At 57.3% G+C, this 16,200-nt stretch carries 14 protein-coding genes; 9 read left to right on the forward strand and 5 right to left on the reverse strand.

The genetic code is table 11. The features are described 5' to 3' along the window. Nucleotides 1–1,570 precede the first annotated feature (1,570 nt). Both AC1D2N_RS35405 and AC1D2N_RS35410 read right to left on the reverse strand, forming a co-directional pair. Entirely contained in the window at nucleotides 1,571–2,800 is a 1,230-nt protein-coding gene (locus AC1D2N_RS35405; RefSeq protein WP_017969049.1) for a replication initiator protein A, read from the reverse strand. A gap of 102 nt (nucleotides 2,801–2,902) precedes the next feature. Next, on the reverse strand, nucleotides 2,903–3,946 hold the full coding sequence (locus AC1D2N_RS35410; RefSeq protein ID WP_065277087.1) for a LacI family DNA-binding transcriptional regulator: 1,044 nt from the start codon (nucleotides 3,944–3,946) through the stop codon (nucleotides 2,903–2,905). Between the two features lie 227 nt (nucleotides 3,947–4,173). Here AC1D2N_RS35410 and AC1D2N_RS35415 point away from each other — a divergent pair, with 227 nt between their 5' ends. The 6 genes from AC1D2N_RS35415 (at nucleotide 4,174) to AC1D2N_RS35440 (ending at nucleotide 10,569) form a co-directional block, all read left to right on the forward strand. Continuing rightward, entirely contained in the window at nucleotides 4,174–6,909 is a 2,736-nt protein-coding gene (locus AC1D2N_RS35415) for a M16 family metallopeptidase (RefSeq protein WP_065277088.1), read from the forward strand. A gap of 68 nt (nucleotides 6,910–6,977) precedes the next feature. Then, complete coding sequence (locus tag AC1D2N_RS35420; RefSeq protein WP_081295638.1) at nucleotides 6,978–7,148, forward strand: EAL domain-containing protein; 171 nt, start codon at nucleotides 6,978–6,980, stop codon at nucleotides 7,146–7,148. A 356-nt stretch (nucleotides 7,149–7,504) separates the two neighbouring features. Beyond that, a complete protein-coding gene (locus tag AC1D2N_RS35425; protein ID WP_017969054.1) occupies nucleotides 7,505–7,702 on the forward strand; it encodes a hypothetical protein in 198 nt (65 codons plus the stop codon). Then, nucleotides 7,699–8,511: a hypothetical protein gene (locus AC1D2N_RS35430; RefSeq protein WP_017969055.1), complete on the forward strand. Its 813-nt coding sequence runs from the start codon at nucleotides 7,699–7,701 to the stop codon at nucleotides 8,509–8,511. Before AC1D2N_RS35425 ends, AC1D2N_RS35430 begins: the two co-directional genes overlap by 4 nt. A gap of 156 nt (nucleotides 8,512–8,667) precedes the next feature. Beyond that, nucleotides 8,668–9,732, forward strand: coding sequence for a non-homologous end-joining DNA ligase (gene ligD / locus AC1D2N_RS35435; protein WP_477982948.1), 1,065 nt, complete (start codon nucleotides 8,668–8,670; stop codon nucleotides 9,730–9,732). 63 nt (nucleotides 9,733–9,795) lie between these two features. After that, on the forward strand, nucleotides 9,796–10,569 hold the full coding sequence (locus AC1D2N_RS35440) for an SOS response-associated peptidase (protein WP_130657435.1): 774 nt from the start codon (nucleotides 9,796–9,798) through the stop codon (nucleotides 10,567–10,569). A gap of 281 nt (nucleotides 10,570–10,850) precedes the next feature. On the opposite strand, the gene AC1D2N_RS35445 is transcribed toward AC1D2N_RS35440, so the two are convergent. Then, entirely contained in the window at nucleotides 10,851–11,180 is a 330-nt protein-coding gene (locus AC1D2N_RS35445) for a hypothetical protein (RefSeq protein ID WP_017969057.1), read from the reverse strand. Nucleotides 11,181–11,491: 311 nt separating this feature from the next. Here AC1D2N_RS35445 and AC1D2N_RS35450 point away from each other — a divergent pair, with 311 nt between their 5' ends. Both AC1D2N_RS35450 and AC1D2N_RS35455 read left to right on the forward strand, forming a co-directional pair. After that, nucleotides 11,492–12,115, forward strand: a complete 624-nt coding sequence (locus tag AC1D2N_RS35450) for a plasmid pRiA4b ORF-3 family protein (RefSeq protein WP_065277094.1) — start codon at nucleotides 11,492–11,494, stop codon at nucleotides 12,113–12,115. Between the two features lie 413 nt (nucleotides 12,116–12,528). After that, a complete protein-coding gene (locus tag AC1D2N_RS35455) occupies nucleotides 12,529–13,482 on the forward strand; it encodes a DUF4238 domain-containing protein (RefSeq protein WP_065277090.1) in 954 nt (317 codons plus the stop codon). A gap of 155 nt (nucleotides 13,483–13,637) precedes the next feature. On the opposite strand, the gene AC1D2N_RS35460 is transcribed toward AC1D2N_RS35455, so the two are convergent. Together AC1D2N_RS35460 and AC1D2N_RS35465 are read right to left on the reverse strand one after the other, a co-directional pair. Further along, a complete protein-coding gene (locus AC1D2N_RS35460; protein WP_065277091.1) occupies nucleotides 13,638–14,303 on the reverse strand; it encodes a hypothetical protein in 666 nt (221 codons plus the stop codon). Between the two features lie 69 nt (nucleotides 14,304–14,372). Next, the gene (locus AC1D2N_RS35465) at nucleotides 14,373–15,755 is read right to left on the reverse strand and encodes an AlbA family DNA-binding domain-containing protein (RefSeq protein ID WP_130657436.1); all 1,383 of its coding nucleotides are present in this window, start codon (nucleotides 15,753–15,755) and stop codon (nucleotides 14,373–14,375) included. A 359-nt stretch (nucleotides 15,756–16,114) separates the two neighbouring features. Here AC1D2N_RS35465 and AC1D2N_RS35470 point away from each other — a divergent pair. Next, on the forward strand, nucleotides 16,115–16,200 hold an 86-nt coding region (locus tag AC1D2N_RS35470), incomplete at its 3' end, for a transposase (RefSeq protein ID WP_477944861.1).

Consider the following 16,200-nt stretch of genomic DNA (forward strand, 5'->3'; position numbering starts at 1 on the left):
ACGAGATCTTCGGAGGCATCTGCGAGCGCCAGTGCCAATTCCGCAGCCGACCATCCACGTTTCTGCAAACTGACGAGCATTTCCACCATCGCGACTTCGACTTCTCGTCTGCAGCTCGAAATCGGCTTCAATTCCATATGTTTCTCATCACATGCCGTGGTCATCTTAGCCTCCGCTCTGCCATATGAAAGGCAGCGTCAACAATTTCGACAATTGGTGGATATGGTAGGGGTTGCATGCAAGCCTCGAGCCATTACGCATCGACACAGATTGCCTCGGCCGCGCGCAACCCCTCGCGCGCCATTATTTGCCGATGTCCGGCATCAGGAGCGTCTCGCATGAATCTGCACAATAGGTGGTGGAATTCTTCCCGGCGCCTGAGCGGGTGCACGCAGAATGATTCCTGTTGCAAGCAAACGCTTGCGCAAAGCGCGCAAGAACAATTCTCCGATAGTTCACGACCTATCCTCCTATTTTTGCATGTTTTGTTTTGAATAAATATCGTTTTACGTTGCCGGCGCCTCGAAACTACATTGCACCGGCAGCTGCGTATTTTGGAATTCCGAACTTCCTTCGGAATTAACCACTACTCATTTAGATATATGAACAGGACGCAATTGTCGTTATCGCTGCATCCTGAAAATTATCGGTCCGTCCATTTCTGCTCGCCATGGAATATGATAAGTAGCTTATGCACGTAAAGCTTTAGCCAATTCGGCTTTTGTAAGATGGCTGCGCGGTTCAGCCGCGAAAACGATTGTTTGCTTCAGTTTCAGCAGCCCGGATCCCGCTGCGGGACAGGAATGGCCGGCGCACCTGGAGCGGCGGTGGCCGTCCATATCGGTTGACTAAAGGGCCACGCAACACCATGTTGAGAGTTAACAACTAACCCAGCATCCTGAGAGACATGCGCTCCGGGCGGTTGGGGGAAAAAGCCGGCGCAAGGTTTTTTTATGTCTTGGGGGCAAGGTCAGCGTTTTGCGTCCCCAGCCGACCTACCTCTCGTTTCCTCTGCAAAACCTACCCAACCGCCCTTCCCTAACCCTTTGGCAAGTATCCTCGGGGGTCTGGGGGCAGACGGCCCCCAGGGGTGCTTCATTTTTGGCGTCGGCTAAATACGGAGCTACGACAAATCTGGTTCTCTTGCACTGCTAACGCCCTTTTTAAAAATGCGAAAAATTTAAAAAATGTCAGCGTCAGCGTTTTCTCTAAGTTTCGATAGTTTTAAAAGAAAGAAGTTTTATTCTAGTTTTAGGGTAAAAAAAGCTTCCTATATCAGTAGCTTACAAGGCGCTTTGGGATCGAAGTACGGTTTTGACGGAACGATGTACGGCAGTTGACGGAATGATGTACGGCGCCGACAGAACGAAGTACGGTTATCGTGGACCGAAGTACGGTGGACTTCGACATATCCACAGCCACTGGGGATAACTCCTCAAACATCGTGCCACAGCCATTTTTGTCAAAAAGAGGCGGATTGAAGTACGGTTTTGTGACAAATATCGCCTGTGAATCGCGCGCTCATATTTTTGTCAAAAATGGGCGGATCGAAGTACGGCGCTTGCCAAAATTAGGCGATCGCTGCGAGGTCCATCTCCCCGGGAAGGCTCTTGTTGCGCTTGCGCATGTGCAAGACCAGATCGTGACCGCGATCCTCAAGGTTGAGATCATAGTCAGGTAGCGGGGTAGTCTTGGCCGTCTCGACGATCTCCTCAATCGTCTGGCGGAATTTTCGCATCGGACCCTTCGCACCGCTACGCTTGTGCAGTTCCTTCAAGGAATAAAAGGCCGTGGTGTCGCCGGCAGCCTTACGGGCAAGGCGGTAAATGAAACGGGCGATCGGCCGTGACAGCAGGAAGTAGTCGGGATTGAGCGTCAGGATGGTCGGCTTTCCATCAGGCCGCACAACCCCTTCATAGACCCACCCCGGGATTTCAATCTCGACCTGGCCTATCCGATCCTGGTTGGTGCGGCTGACGACCTTGTAGCGACCGATCAGCGGGAAGGATTCGGTTGCGCGGCGGTCCCGGCCTTTACGATCGCCTTTAAGATTGGTGATGCGGATATTCGTTGCCTGCAGGCGCGCTAACGCACGCTCCAGATCCTCGTATTGCTTACCACCAAGCTCACGCCGGCAGAACTTGAGGATTTCGGCTGCAGCTGGGCGGTACACCTGGGGCGGAATGCTCGGCTTGAGGCCCTTGGCCTCGTCGATGCGGAAGCGCCGTGTGGCTTCCGCCAGATGCGAGATCATGTTGATGACGATGTCGTAGTCGTAAGCCGTTGCCAGCCCGACCTCCGCACCTCCTTCGATGGTGATGATGGAGTCTTTCAGCTCGTAGCGAATAACCCCTGCCCCGCCGGATTTGGACAGCGCAAAAGGTGCAATGTCCATGAGATTGAAGTCGTCCTTGAGCGGCGCGTCGTGAACAGACGGCACAAAAAACATCAGCTGGGCGTCATCGATCGGCGCCGGACGCGAAAACGCAGCGCTACGGCGAGGTGCTGGCAGCTCGTGCTTGAGGAGGGTTACAACCTCGTCGCTGCGAATACCGTCAGCCAAGCTCTCAAAGGTGCGGCGGAGCGGTCCGCCCACTTCGTTGAGGCGAAGGTCAGCCATGGAGCGACGGCTGTAGTAGCGGCGCAAACGCGCTAGCGCGTCCTTGTCCAATTCGACCGGATCCTCACCCCGCACGGCTATGATTAGACCGGCTACTTCCTGCAGGTAAGCGTTCTTGTGGTGCAGCGACAGCTCGGCGAACGCTTCGCGGGATTTGAGGTTGAGTTTCTTGGAGGCCATGCGGCAGTCTAGCTAGGATGAAACAACGTGACATCGACCTCCAGCCGGTACCGAGGGACGACCATGGTGAAAGCTTACCGCGAGACTTGAACGACCCGCCGGCTATGCAGGCAAGTTCTCGGCAAAAATGACGTCAAATGGCAAGGTCCGGTTTGGCGCGGCCGGCCGTATGCCTATGATGGAGGAAACCATCTCATCAATGACCGCACGCGCAAATGCCTCGATTGGTAAGCAGAGGAAACAACTGATAACGCCGTCAATCAGCGCGGGTCGCGTCGCGTCAGTCAGATCGTTGCAAACGACGACCGGCCGCTGGCCGCTACTATGAGCTCGAATTGCCTGAACAATCCCGTCCTGTCCGCCACCCGCATTGTATATGGCAGCGAGATCGGCGTGTCTATCAAGGAGGCTCGTTGTGACTTCACGAGCCACCTCTGGATTGTCGAAATTGACAATTGTTTCAAGCAACCGGGCCTCTTCTCCTATTTCACGGAAATAGGATCGAAACCCCATCTCACTGAGATCTTGCCCCAGGTATCTATGACTTCCCACGAGTGTGGCAATTTTGCCTTTGGCTCCGGCCATTTTGGAGATGATGAAAGCGCCGGTGCGGCCGACCTTGCGGCTATCCAAACCGATATACCCGGTGACCCCGCTCGCCGAAATTCCCGACAGCAAAGTGAAGACGGGCTTCTTTCGCAGATTGAGTTCATCAACGGCTAACACGACAAGCGGATGGTCGATCGCTACGACCGCGACCGCGTCTGTCCTCGATCCGACCTCCAGGATTTTCTTCCTCAGCGACTCCGCGGTGATGTCATCCACGAAAACGATGTCGGGCTTTCCCTTAACGTCAAGCCTGGATGAAAGCTCTTTTCTAAGGCCAGTAGCGACATTCTGATAGAATGGATCCGTCCCTTTCTGAAGTACGAAGCCAAGTCGGACGTTCCTTACGTTCCTTGCGTTCGTCCGGTGTCTTATGAGGGGCAGCGCATGATAGCCGATAGCTTCGGCCGCCTCTCTGACGCGATCGGCCGTTTCCTTTCTCACAGGGGCTCTGCCGTTGAGAACCCTATCGACCGTTGCCACGCCAACGTCCGCACGCCTTGCGACGTCGGCCGCTGTCGGTCTTGATTTTGCCGCCATTTTTCACCTCTTCGTAATTAAACCCGGTCGGCACTAGGATTTCGTAATCTCGTGGAATTAGCAAGCCGCATTCGTGATGAAATCATCACGGGATTCCGCAAGACCATGATGAGTTTGATAGGAACTGTCATGCTCGCGTTGAGCTGCGGGTAAGTCTCGCGTATATGCTCTTCACAAGAGCTAGGCCTCAACAACCACATCGTTGATTGTCAACGCCAGGATACAAAATGTTTCACAAAAGCGATCTCCAAGCCGACCCCGATGTCCATTTCGGCACGCTCGCCAACGGCATGCGATTTGCGATCATGCGCAATGTCACGCCGCCCGGGCAGGCAGCGATCCGCTTTCGCATTGGCTCCGGTTCGCTCGACGAAAACGATGACCAGCAGGGGCTGGCGCATTTTCTCGAGCACATGGCCTTTAAGGGTTCGACGAATGTCGCCGAAGGGGAGATGATCCCTATCCTGCAGCGCAAGGGCCTGGCCTTTGGGCGGGACATCAACGCCCATACCTCCTATGACGAGACTGTCTATAAATTCAATCTGCCTGAGGTCGATGCCGACACGGTTTCGACGGGCCTGATGTTGATGCGCGAGACGGCGAGCGAGCTGACCCTCGATGGCGGCGCCTTCGATCGCGAACGCGGCGTCATCCTGTCGGAAGAGCGGTCGCGTGATACGCCGCAGTACCGCGCGGCGCTCGGCATCACGAATTCGTTGCTCGCCGGCCAGCGCGCGACCATGCGCGCCCCGATCGGTAAAACCGACATCATCAGCAATGCCCCCGTGGAGCTTGTCCGTGATTATTACCGGGCCAACTACCGGCCCGAGCGGGCGATGCTGATGGTGGTGGGCGATATCGACCCCGCCGCCATGGAAGTCGAAATCCGCCAGCGCTTCGGCGACTGGAAGGCCGTGGGTCCGGCGCCGACAAAAGCGGATCTTGGCGCGCTGGAGACGAAAGGCGAAAGCGCCGAGGTCATCGTCGTTCCCGGCGGCATGACCAGCATACAGATCGCCTGGACGCGTCCCTATGACGCCGCGCCTGACACCTTCGCCAAGCGCCGCGCTGGGCTTATCGAAGATCTAGGCCTGAGGGTGCTCCAGCGTCGGCTGAGCACCATTGCCGGCAAGGCGGATGCCCCTTTCATCGAAGCGACCGCCTACTGCGAGGATCTCCTCCATTCCGCCCATGTCGTCCTGATCGCGGCGAACTCCGAGCCGGACAAATGGCAGGCGGCGCTCACGGCCATTGACCAGGAACAGCGCCGGATCCAGGAGTTCGGCGTTGCGCAGGCGGAGATCGATCGCGAAATTCGCGAATATCGCTCGGCCCTGCAAGCTGCTGCGGCCGGAGCCGCGACGCGGATGACGACCGACATTGCTTCCATGCTGGCTCGCAGCGTCGATGACGATCAAGTCTTCACCTCGCCCGCCGAAGACCTCTCGATGTTCGAGACGATGACGAACGGCGTCACGGCGGCCGAGGTCAATCAAGCCTTGCTGCATGCATTCTCCGGCAACGGTCCACAGGTCGTGCTACAGACGACCCAATCACCTGAGGGCGGAGCCGATACGGTTCGGCAAGTCTATGATGCTTCAAAGGCTATTGCTGTCTCGGCTCCATCCGGTGCGGCCGATGTCGCCTGGCCCTACACCCATTTCGGCGAACCGGGTGCCGTGGTCGAACGCCGTACGGACGAGGATCTGGGTTTGACCATGGTGGGCTTTTCCAACGGCGTGCGCCTTACCGTCAAGCCGACCAGGCTGCGTGCCAACGAAGTGCTGGTACGCGAAGATATCGGCCGCGGTCGGCTGGGCCTGCCGCACGACCGTTCCGCTGCGATCTGGGCATCTCCGGCCGTCGTGCTGTCCGGCCTGAAGGCCATGGATTACCAGGATATCCAGAAAGCACTGACAGCCAACATTGTCGGCGTCGACTTCTCGGTCGGCGACAGTTCCTTCAGGTTCGACGGTCGCACGCGGACGGAAGATCTTGCGACGCAATTGCAGCTAATGGCGGCATACACTTCCGATCCCGCATACCGCCCCGAGGCATTCAAGCGGGTGCAGCAGGAGTATTTGAGCGATCTCGATCAGTATGACGCGTCGCCCGGCGACGTTGTCGTCCGCGATTTGGCCGGGCTCGTGCATTCCGGCGACCCGCGCTGGACCTTCCCTGATCGCGCTGAGTTGTCCGCCGCTAAGCCGGAAGATTTCGAGGCGCTGTTCCGGCCTATGGTTTCCAATGGCCCGATCGACATTACCATCGTCGGCGACGTGACGGTGGACGACGCAATCCGGATGACAGCTGAAACCTTTGGCGCCTTGCCGCCGCGCCCGGAGACGGCGCCGAGCAATGATTGGGGTGACGTGCGTTTTCCGGCCGCGAACAAGACGCCCGTTTTGCGGACCCATAGCGGCAGGGCGGATATTGCAGCCGCTGCCTTGGGAGTTCCAGTCGGCGATTTGCTCTCCGATCTGCCGCGGTCGTTCACTGCTAAGATCGCCACCCACATTTTCCAAAACAGGCTGATTGACCAGTTTCGTATTGCCGAAGGCGCAAGCTATGCCCTGAAGAGCGATGTTGACCTGTCAAGGGAAGTTCCCGGCTACGGCTGCGCCTATTTCTCCGTCGGGACGGAACCGGAAAAGGTCCCGCGTTTCTACGCAGTTGTCGAAGAGATCGCCACCGACCTGCGGTCGCATGATGTTTCTCCGGATGAGCTTGCGCGCGCTCGCGAGCCCATCGTCGAGACATTGAAGCATCAGCAGCAGAGCAACGAATATTGGATTGAAGATCTGCACCACGCCCAGACGGACTCGCGTCGTTTGGACCGGATACGCAATAGTCTCACCGGCTACGGCAAGGTCACCGCCGGAGATATCCGCGTGTTTGCCGCGACCTATTTCAGTCCGGAAAAATTCTGGAAATTCGAAGTGCTGCCGGCGACGGTAAGATAGCGGGCGAGGCCGGTTGCGATCAGGGGCGGCGTTTAACGGGCCTGTCGCAAATTTTTGCGCTTAACGGTATGGCCAACGCACTCGATATCCCCGTGACAGCCGAAGGTGTCGAGACCCAGCGGCAAGCCGAAATATTGCGGGATTCAGGCAGCGATCAATTGCAGGGGTATTTGGTTGGCAAGCCTATGTCGGCCAACGAGATTCATGAAAAACTGCTACGGGATGGGGTCGCCCCATGACATTGCTTGGCGTTTTATAGACGTCACGGCACCCGCTCGATCAGCTTGTTCGACCAGCGACGCCGGCCGTCAACCATATGCAAAAACAGATAGAAATTTATTGGTTTGCATATGGTTGGCGGCGGAATGATCGCCATTGCTCGTCTCCGGCTTAGGCCCTCCTACGTCAGGCTTCTCCATCCTGGTTGGTTGGGCAGACCGGCCCGCATGGCGCAAGCGCATCGAATTAATGACTATTCAACCGATATCTGTTATACCAATCCAGTGCGAACAGCTGGAACAAACGTCAGCTGGAGCTCATTGAATGATCGACAAAAGAAGAGTATGAGTGACATCGATCTCTAAAGAGAAGAGAAATGGATTCAGATCGCGCCCACTTTGATGTTGATCAGCGCCGCCGCGAAAAACAGCGGGATCGCGAGCTTGACTCAGCGCGTCTTCTCAAGGGCGAGGTCGACGCCGATAAACTTTTCGAGCGCAATGGCTTGTTCTCGGCATTCAAACCAGAGCAGATGAGCATTGGGCAACGTAGGGTGCGCATGCAGCTGGCATGACGGTCTACAATGAGTTTCTGCGTCCGGACGAAGTCATCAAAATAGTTTCGAATCTTACTGTCGATGATGAGGCTTTCATCGTCGGTGGACAGGCGACATTTCTTTGGGCTGGCTTCTACGAAACTGTGCAGCCCGAGCTCGAAAAGTACAAACCATTCACGAGTAAAGACATCGATTACTATGGCGGTGTGCAAGCGGCCGAAAAATTAGCGGAAGCCATCGGTGGCACCGTCAAGACACCTGACAAAGACAGTATGAATTCGCCAAGTACCGCAATTGTCGAAGCGAATATGAACGGCCGTCCAATTATCGTGGACTTCCTCCATGACATCATTGGTGTCAAACGAGAGGAATTTCGAAACGGCGTAACCACCATCATGCTTCGAAGCGAAGACGGCTCCACCATAGAGGTGGCGGTGATGCACCCTGTGCTGTGCCTGAAAAGCCGTATCGGCAACATTATGAGCCCGGCGACACAACGACGCGATGAGATCGCAATCCGTCAGATAAATGCCGCATGGTGGGTTGTCCGGACTTATATCGACGACGCCCTCGAAGACAACGACCACAAAGAAGCGGTCCATTGCCTATCAGATCTGTTTTGCTTCCTGAGAAGCCATCAGTTTGGCCGGAATGCTCACGACGTCACGGGTACCGACGTCCTCGACATACTCAAACATTTCGTGGACGACACAAGGCTAGACGAGCGATGGCGGAAGCGAACATTAATACCGGCAATCGAGAAGATTGAAAGCAGGCGGGAAGCGCGCGCGAGGCGAGCAACCGGAGGAATGGGAATATTATCCTGAACATTAGAAATCAGCAGAATGCCGATGAGAATCAGCGCAGTAGCAGCCCGCGGATTTTTTTCCGAGCGTTTGCGAGCGCTACTCCCTTTGTGTGAATTGCGGGGACAAGTCGATATCGTCACAGTGTCTTTAAGATTTTTCTGCTGAACTGGGGCGATGAAGAAGCCTCCGAGATCAAAACCCCTCCTGCGTGACGCCGGGGCCCCGATCCGTTCCAGGCCGCGAGGCAAGCGCAATCCCGCCCAGCCACAGCTGCTGTTCGATCCCATGCCTGAGCGCGTCGAGCCTGCGCTGGCGCAACTGAAGTCCCGTCCCCCAAAGGGAAGCGAGTGGAGCTGGGAGCTGAAATTGGATGGCTATCGCCTTGCCGTTCATATCAAGCCCCAAGGGATCCGGATCCTCACGCGTGGCGGCCATGACTGGACGCACCGGTTTCCGGCGATAGAGCAGGCCGCCCGAGCGCTCGGACCGGCGACGATGATCATCGACGGCGAAGCCGTCGTGCTCGATGAAGAGGGCCGGCCGGATTTTGGGCTGCTGCAGCAATCGCTGGGCGCATCCGGCAAACAAGCTGGCAGCCGAGCCTCCAACGCCGTCCTTTACGCTTTCGATCTTGTTTATCTGGACGGCCACGATCTGCGCGGTGTCGAATACCGGTCCCGCCGACATCTTCTCGAGGACTTGTTGAACGGCGCAAAGGACGAGCAGGTCGGCGCTATTCGGCTATCGGAAACACTCGATGGCGAACCAGCTGTCCTGCTTGAGCATGTCTGCCGCCTCGGCCTGGAAGGCATTGTCGGCAAGCACCTCGATCGGCCCTATCGCTCTGGCCGGACCGGAGACTGGGTGAAAATCAAATGCGTCCAGAGCGAGGCCTTCTTCATCGTCGGCTATGAAAGTTCATCAGCTTCGCCTGCCGGCTTCGGCTCGTTGATACTCGCAGCGTATCGTGGTGATGAGCTCGTCCACATGGGGAGCGTCGGCACCGGATTCAAGGAAGCTGAGGCCATCAGGTTGCGGAAGATGCTGGACGCGCTGCGATGGAATCGAAAGCAACCGCCCCTGCCCTATTCCGGAAGTGCCGATATTGCCTGGGTCGAACCGACCCTAATCGCCGAGATCGAGTTCCGCGCCTGGACGTCGGACGGGAAACTCCGTCATCCGTCGTACAAGGGCTTGCGAGAACGCCAGGACAATGCCGACGTCTTCCGGCTCGACTAGCGAAATCAGCGCCATCCGCTAGATTGGTCACCATTCGAGCTCACGTGGAGTAGATGGCCTGCTATGTGTAACCTCTATCGCATGGAAGACAAGGACTGGGTCGCCAAATGGGCCCAGGACGCCCAAAGCCTGATCAATCTGATGCCCGCCTACCAGATGAACCCCGATCAGATGGGGCCGATCGTCCGCAACACCGCCGACGGCAAGAAGCAACTGGTCCATGCGCGCTGGGGACTGCCCTCGCCGCGCTTCGCACTTGAGAAGGCGGCCAAGGTAAAGGCCGAGAAACTTGCGGCGAAAGGCAAGCCGTTCGATCTCGAAGAACTGATCCGCATGGAAGCCGACCGCGGCACGACCAACGTGCGCAAGCTCAGTTTTCCGCACTGGAAGCGATGGTTCGGCGTCGAAAACAGATGCCTCGTCCCGGTCACCAGTTTCGCCGAGCCGGATCCGGCCAGCCAGCAGCAAGGCGGCAACGTGCCGAACGCCTGGTTCGCCCGTGACGCAACCAAGCCGCTGATGTTCTTTGCCGGTCTCCATGTGCCGCAATGGCAGAGTGTTCGAAAGGTCAGGGACGGCCTGACCACTGATGACCTCTATGGCTTTTTGACCACGGGTCCCAACGACCTGGTGAAACCGATCCATGACAAGGCCATGCCGGTCCTGTTGCTGACGAAGGAAGAGACCGACATCTGGATGCGGGCGCCCTGGGAAGAGGCCAAGAAACTTGCCCGCCCGCTACCGAATGACGCGCTGATCATCTCGTCCCGCGAACCATACGGATCCACGATTGTCTCGAAATCCGGAGAGCCGGTGGAACAGGGCATTCTCCTTTGACGTCTGCACTCAGCGCTTGAATGCATCGGAAAATGAAAAAGCCTGCCGCGGGAGGAGGTGCGGCAGGCTTCTCGGAATATTGAACAACGGCTGGGAGGAGGAGTGCCGCTGTTCCGTCAGGCTCCCCTTGGGAGGAGGAGTGGGTCGCCTGATACACGAAGCTCTGCGGGAGGAGGTGCATTGCTTCGTTGACCTGAAGATATCAGATGCTGCCCCGACCGCCAGCGCTCAGATCGCAGTGCAGCCATGCGCATGTTGCAATGCAATATAAAATCTTGTGCTCATTTTTCGGCCATTACAGCTTTGATTGTGGTGGGCTCGAAACCGAGAACGAATTCGATCACCTTGGCGGAGGACATTTCGCACGGCTTCAGTATCGGCCCAGGTCCAGCCAATCGATAGAGGTTGAAGCTGACGATATTGGTTCCGCTAAGCTCCTGGCCATAGAGCCAGGTCCGTTTGCCATCCTCCGACCGCTTGACGGTCACGCCCCATGATCGATTACCAAAATGTCCGTCGACATAGCCGTCCGGCAATCTGGCAAGCGCGTCCTCGAACCTCGCCTGAACCGATGGAGGTGTTTTGCCGCCGGCGGTCATGGTGCCAGGCATTCGTCGCAAATGCCGCAGCCATCGTCATCCATACTCGACGCCGAACGTAACGTTCGACAGCACGGACATGTCGCTGCATCTGGCGCACAGGTGTCATCGCGGTCCGGCGGAAGAATTTCGATGCGTACTTCCGGCATATCGGACGCGCTTCGATCCATAGCGATGCTCCAGCTCAGGTTTACACCTGAAATAGTACGCCTCGAAGGCCGCACAAGCCGGCAGAGATGCCGTCAACGACGATCCAGTTCGAATACAGTGCCACAATTGCGCGCCTTATTGACGATCTTCCCCCAACCTTGTTCATTTGCCCAATGTTCAAAGCCGCAAACGCTGTGCAGATCAGGGTTTCCATCGACGACATCGAGCCGGACGTCTGGCGCCGTTTGGTGCTGCCGGTCCATTGGAACCTCGAGCATCTGCATCTCGGAATTCAGGCCGCATTCAACTGGTGGAACTATCATCTCTATGAATTCCGCATCGGTGGTCTTCGGTATGGCGACGTCGAGACCCTGATGGAGGATGCAACCGATGACGATCCTCGAGTCTTCGATCAGAGAGAGGTTCGCTTGCTGGACTTCGAGCAAGGTGCCGTCTTCAGCTATCACTACGATTTCGGGGATGGCTGGCGGCACACCGTCGCAGTCGAGGAGTTCTTGACGCTCGCTGCTACGCCCAAACAAGGAAGCTGCATCGCCGGCGAACGGGCGCGACCGCCCGAAGATGTTGGTGGCGTGTCGGGATATGAGCGATTCCTGGAGATCATCGCCGATCGGGAAGATCCAGAATATGCTGAAACCATTCGGTGGTGCGGTGGGTACTTCGATCCGGAATGGTTCGACCTTTCGATGACGGACAAGGATCTCCGCAATGCTCTACGTACGAACGTCAAAAGGCGTCTTTATCAACCGAAGCCGAAAGACGCACCGAGGAAATGAGTTGGGGGAGGGTTTCGAGGTGGACCGCAAGCCTGTCGCTTCAGAGGCCCGCAAATTTCGAATGCACCTCCAGCTAACACCGCCCAGTCCTAGAGGAATGACCATGGGGCCGGAAGCAGAAAGTCCACTGCTAGCACACCCAGGACGTAAACGGACATGCGTGGCCCCAGTGCAGCGGTCCGCGATTGGCTCTGAGAGGCAAAATATTGCGGCTTCCCTCAAATTCCTATGCCATCGTTGCACGAATGGCAAACTGATGTGGAGGAGAGACAATCACACGCTGGTAGCAGTCATGAAGGTGAGGGAGACTTTCTGGAGGACGCCTTGACAGAAATATTCGAGGAGCTTAGGGCCAAGCGGGCGGCCGAAATTAAGAAAATCCTGGAGAACGGGGGAAAACCTCCGAAGAAGAAATGACGGCCGAACTCCCCATATTCCATCACTACCTGCCTCGGTTCTACCTCAAGCGTTGGGCCGACGATAAGCAGCGCGTGTGCCGCTACAGTAAGCCCCACAATGAGATCATTGCGCGTATGGTGTCTACAAGGTCCACTGGCGGCGGAAATGGTCTTTACAGTATTCCTGGAGCTCCGGCTGAAGAAGCGCAGCGCGTTGAAATCGAGTTCATGAAGCAACTCGACACGCTCGCTTCGGAAGCCCTCACAATGATTGAGACACGCGACCAGAGGCTCGCTCAGCCGAGATATCGCAGTGCCTGGTCGCGCTTTATGATCTCGCTACTTCTCCGCATGCCTCGCGACATTGATGCGCTCCGGGAAGGCCTGACAAAGGAGATGATAGCCGCCGTTCCTGAACTGGATGCCGAGTACCAACATTTCAAAGCAGACGGCTCGGCCGACAGTTTCTCAGAGTTCCTCAAGACTATCCCTGATCCGGATTGGCAAGGATGGGCGGTCGAACTGCTGCCCACCCTCATTGACCATGAAGGTATCGGGCAGATGATCAATAATATGATCTGGTTTACTCGAACGATTACCAGCGATTACGACTATGTAACGTCGGACAGCCCGGTAACCATGTCCTATAGCCTGGTGAAAGAGGAGGGATACATTTTCCTCCCCATAGGGCCGAAGCTACTGTTCTGCGCGGTGAGCGACCGTGAGACGTTTGAGCGGGTTGAAGCTTACAACGCCATTGAACAACTGCAGAACCTGAATAAGCTGACCATTCGACGTGCGACGGAGCTAGTGTTCGCCCGGGATGAGCGGCACCTACACGAAGTGCGGGAGATGATGGGCACGCGGCCGGGGAAAACGCTGCTCGAACGACTGGTAAAGTACCGGGAACAAAAGCGAGGCTACGAAGTGAAGACGAGCCTGGCGGGCAGGACTGATTCCGCGCCATGATGGGTGCAACGAAAGCCTCCGTTCATCGCTCGCACCTTCTCTGTGGTTCTTCCCTTTCCACCCTTAGTCAATAAGCTCTTCCTCAACGTCGCCGATGGCGCGCGCGTCAAAGGTGCCAAGAATAGGCTTGGGTGCCTCATTTTTCAGCGGCGACGTTAAAAGGTATGCAGCTTGGTGATCTGTGAGAGGTTACCGACATGCAGGATCATCGGATCGGTCGCTGCCGTGCCAGCGGTCACTTCGTCACCATCGTTTTCGAGTGCGCATTCGACATTCTCGACCGCGAATGCGCCCTTTCGGCCCATAACGATCCGATGCTCCTTCTGCCATGCCCAACCCTCTGGCTTGGTGAAAGCAACCCGCTCGGGGAGCGCCCAGTCGGCGCCTGGCGCCGCGGCCAATTTCCGGTAGTCGACCTCACGACTATAGACCCTACGGTCGAGTCTCGAACGCAGCCGGACATGCATCGATATTCGGCCAAACAGGCGGATCGGCTCTTTGATCTCGACACAGAACGGGCATTCGAACTTCGCAGCGATGTCGGGCGACAGCTCAGTGCTCAGGCAATAGACAAAAATGTCGACGGCCTGGACCGAAGAGCGGAACCGCCAGCCTGGCGGCATCTCAACGACAGCGCCATTCTCCTTGGTGAGCACTAGGCCCTCCTCGGGCTCATAGCGCAGCTTGCCGTCGTCCGGGTCGCCGCGCACCAACTCGTCTTCGTAGGCGCGGAAGTAGCTCAAGGGGCGCGCGAAGATCTGGCCCTTGTCGATCAGCGCGCGGGCGTAAGCTTCCTCGGCAAGATACTTATAGAGCGGCATTGTGGCATCGCTGCAACTTCACGCCATTGCGGGCGGTCGGCCAGCCCGTCGAAAGCGCCAGAACAAACCTCATAATTTGATGAACCGCGGCGCCAGCCCCGCGACCAGCTCACCGCCGCACTCGGTGAAGCCGAACAGGTTGAGGACCGGACAGGAAAGCTGGGCGACGACCTCGTGCCAATTGGCGGCAAGGACCGGCACGTCCCAGGTACCGATAGTCGTGCGCTGATCGGCGCGCGCATGCCGACCGGGTGACCAATAGATGTCGCCGAAGTCATCAATCTCGCGTCCGGCCAACCCGCGCCAAGTGCATCGAAAGGCGACGCGGCTACCCTCGTATCGCTCGGCCACAATCCGGGCGTGGGTCACCAACTCGGCGGTTTCGCGAACGATTGTTTCAGGGCTGAGCCAAGTGCCGGCCGGTCGCCCCTTCCCCTCGACACTCCGCTGGCGATCTTCGCGATAGGGGCGGATGATGGTTGCCCGACCGTCGACGGCGAAGCGCCAATAGTCGGGCAGGCTGATATCGAAGTCGCCGTCGCCGATGAGATTGCTCTCCAGCACGTCGACCCCGCTACCGTCGTCGAACTCGGGGTGCAGCGCGGCTGCGATCTCAGGCCGCGTGAAGGGATAGAACATGCTCCATCCCGTCCAGACGGTCTGGCGGACGTCGCGGTTCACCTCTGCGAGAACACGCTGCAGCTCGTGCGCCGGGATCGCGATGCCGGTATCGGACAGGATCATATAGCTCAGCTGGCAATGATTGGCCTCGATATCGACTAGCCAGCGTAGCGCGGTCGCCTTCCCAAGGATCGCTCGCCAGCGCGCCTCACTCTCACCATGCCAGGTCTTCAGCCGATCTTCTATTGCGGGCGCGGGTGGTTCGGAGCGGGGCTGAACGGCACGGGCGATATCCCCGAGCAGACTGTCGCGATCGAAGAGAATGCAACGCCGGATCAACGGCTGCCAGTCCTCCACCCCCATCGCCGCTTCGCTCTTTGGACCGGGCTTGCGGACATAGTAGGTGCCGGCCCGGATCCCTTGCGGTTGGCCCTTCGGATCGTGTGGACCATCAGCCTTGGCGCCGATCGGGGTCGATCCGTGCGAGGGCACGCGCACGACCGGATAAATGAGGCCGGCGCTCGACTGAATCAGTTGGACATCGCACTGGAAGGCGGGCGTCAGATATCGGGTGACGACCCGGCCGAATGTATCCCGGCTATATCCTGAAAGGTCCGTCGGCCGGCTAGGCGCGATGCTTTCGTCATCGCGAAAGCCGAAGACGAGATAGCCGCCGCCATGGTTGGCGAGCGCGGCGATATGCCGTGCGAGCTTGGCCTGCGCGACCTTGTCACCAAGGTCGATCCAGTCCTTAAGCTCAATATCGAGCGTCTCGCGCGGATAGTCGACCAAGTCCGTTAGATCACTGCGCCCATCGGTGGTCTTCGCCATCGCTTCCCCATCCGGCACGACTAAAATCAGGCTAGTGCCCTCATTCCCCAACGTCATACATTCTTGGAGAATTTCGCTCTAGTGGCAGCTCTTGGAAAATGTTGCCTGACCTTGGAATGACCAATCTGGGGCGCAAAAGCTGACGTTCAGCGATCTGATCTTCTATTCCGATTGGGCGCCATTGCGAAAGTGAGCGATGCTCGCCTTGAAGGGAGCTGAACCGACGATACCCTTATTAGATACACTAAGTGGCTGATATGTTTGGCTTAGAGCATAACGCCTTTTTATAGAACTCATGACCTGCCACTGAGAATTTCCTCCAGAATGGATTAGAGTCCGGCCTATTAAGGGACGGACGAATGAAGAAGCAGAGATTTACGGAAGAGCAGATTATCGGTGTGCTGAAGGAGCAGGAGGCTGGCGCGAAGGCGGCCGACCTCTGCCG

The sequence above is a fragment of the Rhizobium sp. P1_B8 genome (assembly GCF_056406515.1).

Bases quoted from the DNA above. Each gene is read 5' to 3' on its own strand.
- AC1D2N_RS35405 (WP_017969049.1), bottom strand. From the start codon at position 2,800: ATGGCCTCCAAGAAACTCAACCTCAAATCCCGCGAAGCGTTCGCCGAG.
- AC1D2N_RS35410 (WP_065277087.1), bottom strand. From the start codon at position 3,946: ATGGCGGCAAAATCAAGACCGACAGCGGCCGACGTCGCAAGGCGTGCG.
- AC1D2N_RS35415 (WP_065277088.1), top strand. From the start codon at position 4,174: ATGTTTCACAAAAGCGATCTCCAAGCCGACCCCGATGTCCATTTCGGC.
- AC1D2N_RS35420 (WP_081295638.1), top strand. From the start codon at position 6,978: ATGGCCAACGCACTCGATATCCCCGTGACAGCCGAAGGTGTCGAGACC.
- AC1D2N_RS35425 (WP_017969054.1), top strand. From the start codon at position 7,505: ATGGATTCAGATCGCGCCCACTTTGATGTTGATCAGCGCCGCCGCGAA.
- AC1D2N_RS35430 (WP_017969055.1), top strand. From the start codon at position 7,699: ATGACGGTCTACAATGAGTTTCTGCGTCCGGACGAAGTCATCAAAATA.
- ligD (WP_477982948.1), top strand. From the start codon at position 8,668: ATGAAGAAGCCTCCGAGATCAAAACCCCTCCTGCGTGACGCCGGGGCC.
- AC1D2N_RS35440 (WP_130657435.1), top strand. From the start codon at position 9,796: ATGTGTAACCTCTATCGCATGGAAGACAAGGACTGGGTCGCCAAATGG.
- AC1D2N_RS35445 (WP_017969057.1), bottom strand. From the start codon at position 11,180: ATGCCTGGCACCATGACCGCCGGCGGCAAAACACCTCCATCGGTTCAG.
- AC1D2N_RS35450 (WP_065277094.1), top strand. From the start codon at position 11,492: ATGTTCAAAGCCGCAAACGCTGTGCAGATCAGGGTTTCCATCGACGAC.
- AC1D2N_RS35455 (WP_065277090.1), top strand. From the start codon at position 12,529: ATGACGGCCGAACTCCCCATATTCCATCACTACCTGCCTCGGTTCTAC.
- AC1D2N_RS35460 (WP_065277091.1), bottom strand. From the start codon at position 14,303: ATGCCGCTCTATAAGTATCTTGCCGAGGAAGCTTACGCCCGCGCGCTG.
- AC1D2N_RS35465 (WP_130657436.1), bottom strand. From the start codon at position 15,755: ATGGCGAAGACCACCGATGGGCGCAGTGATCTAACGGACTTGGTCGAC.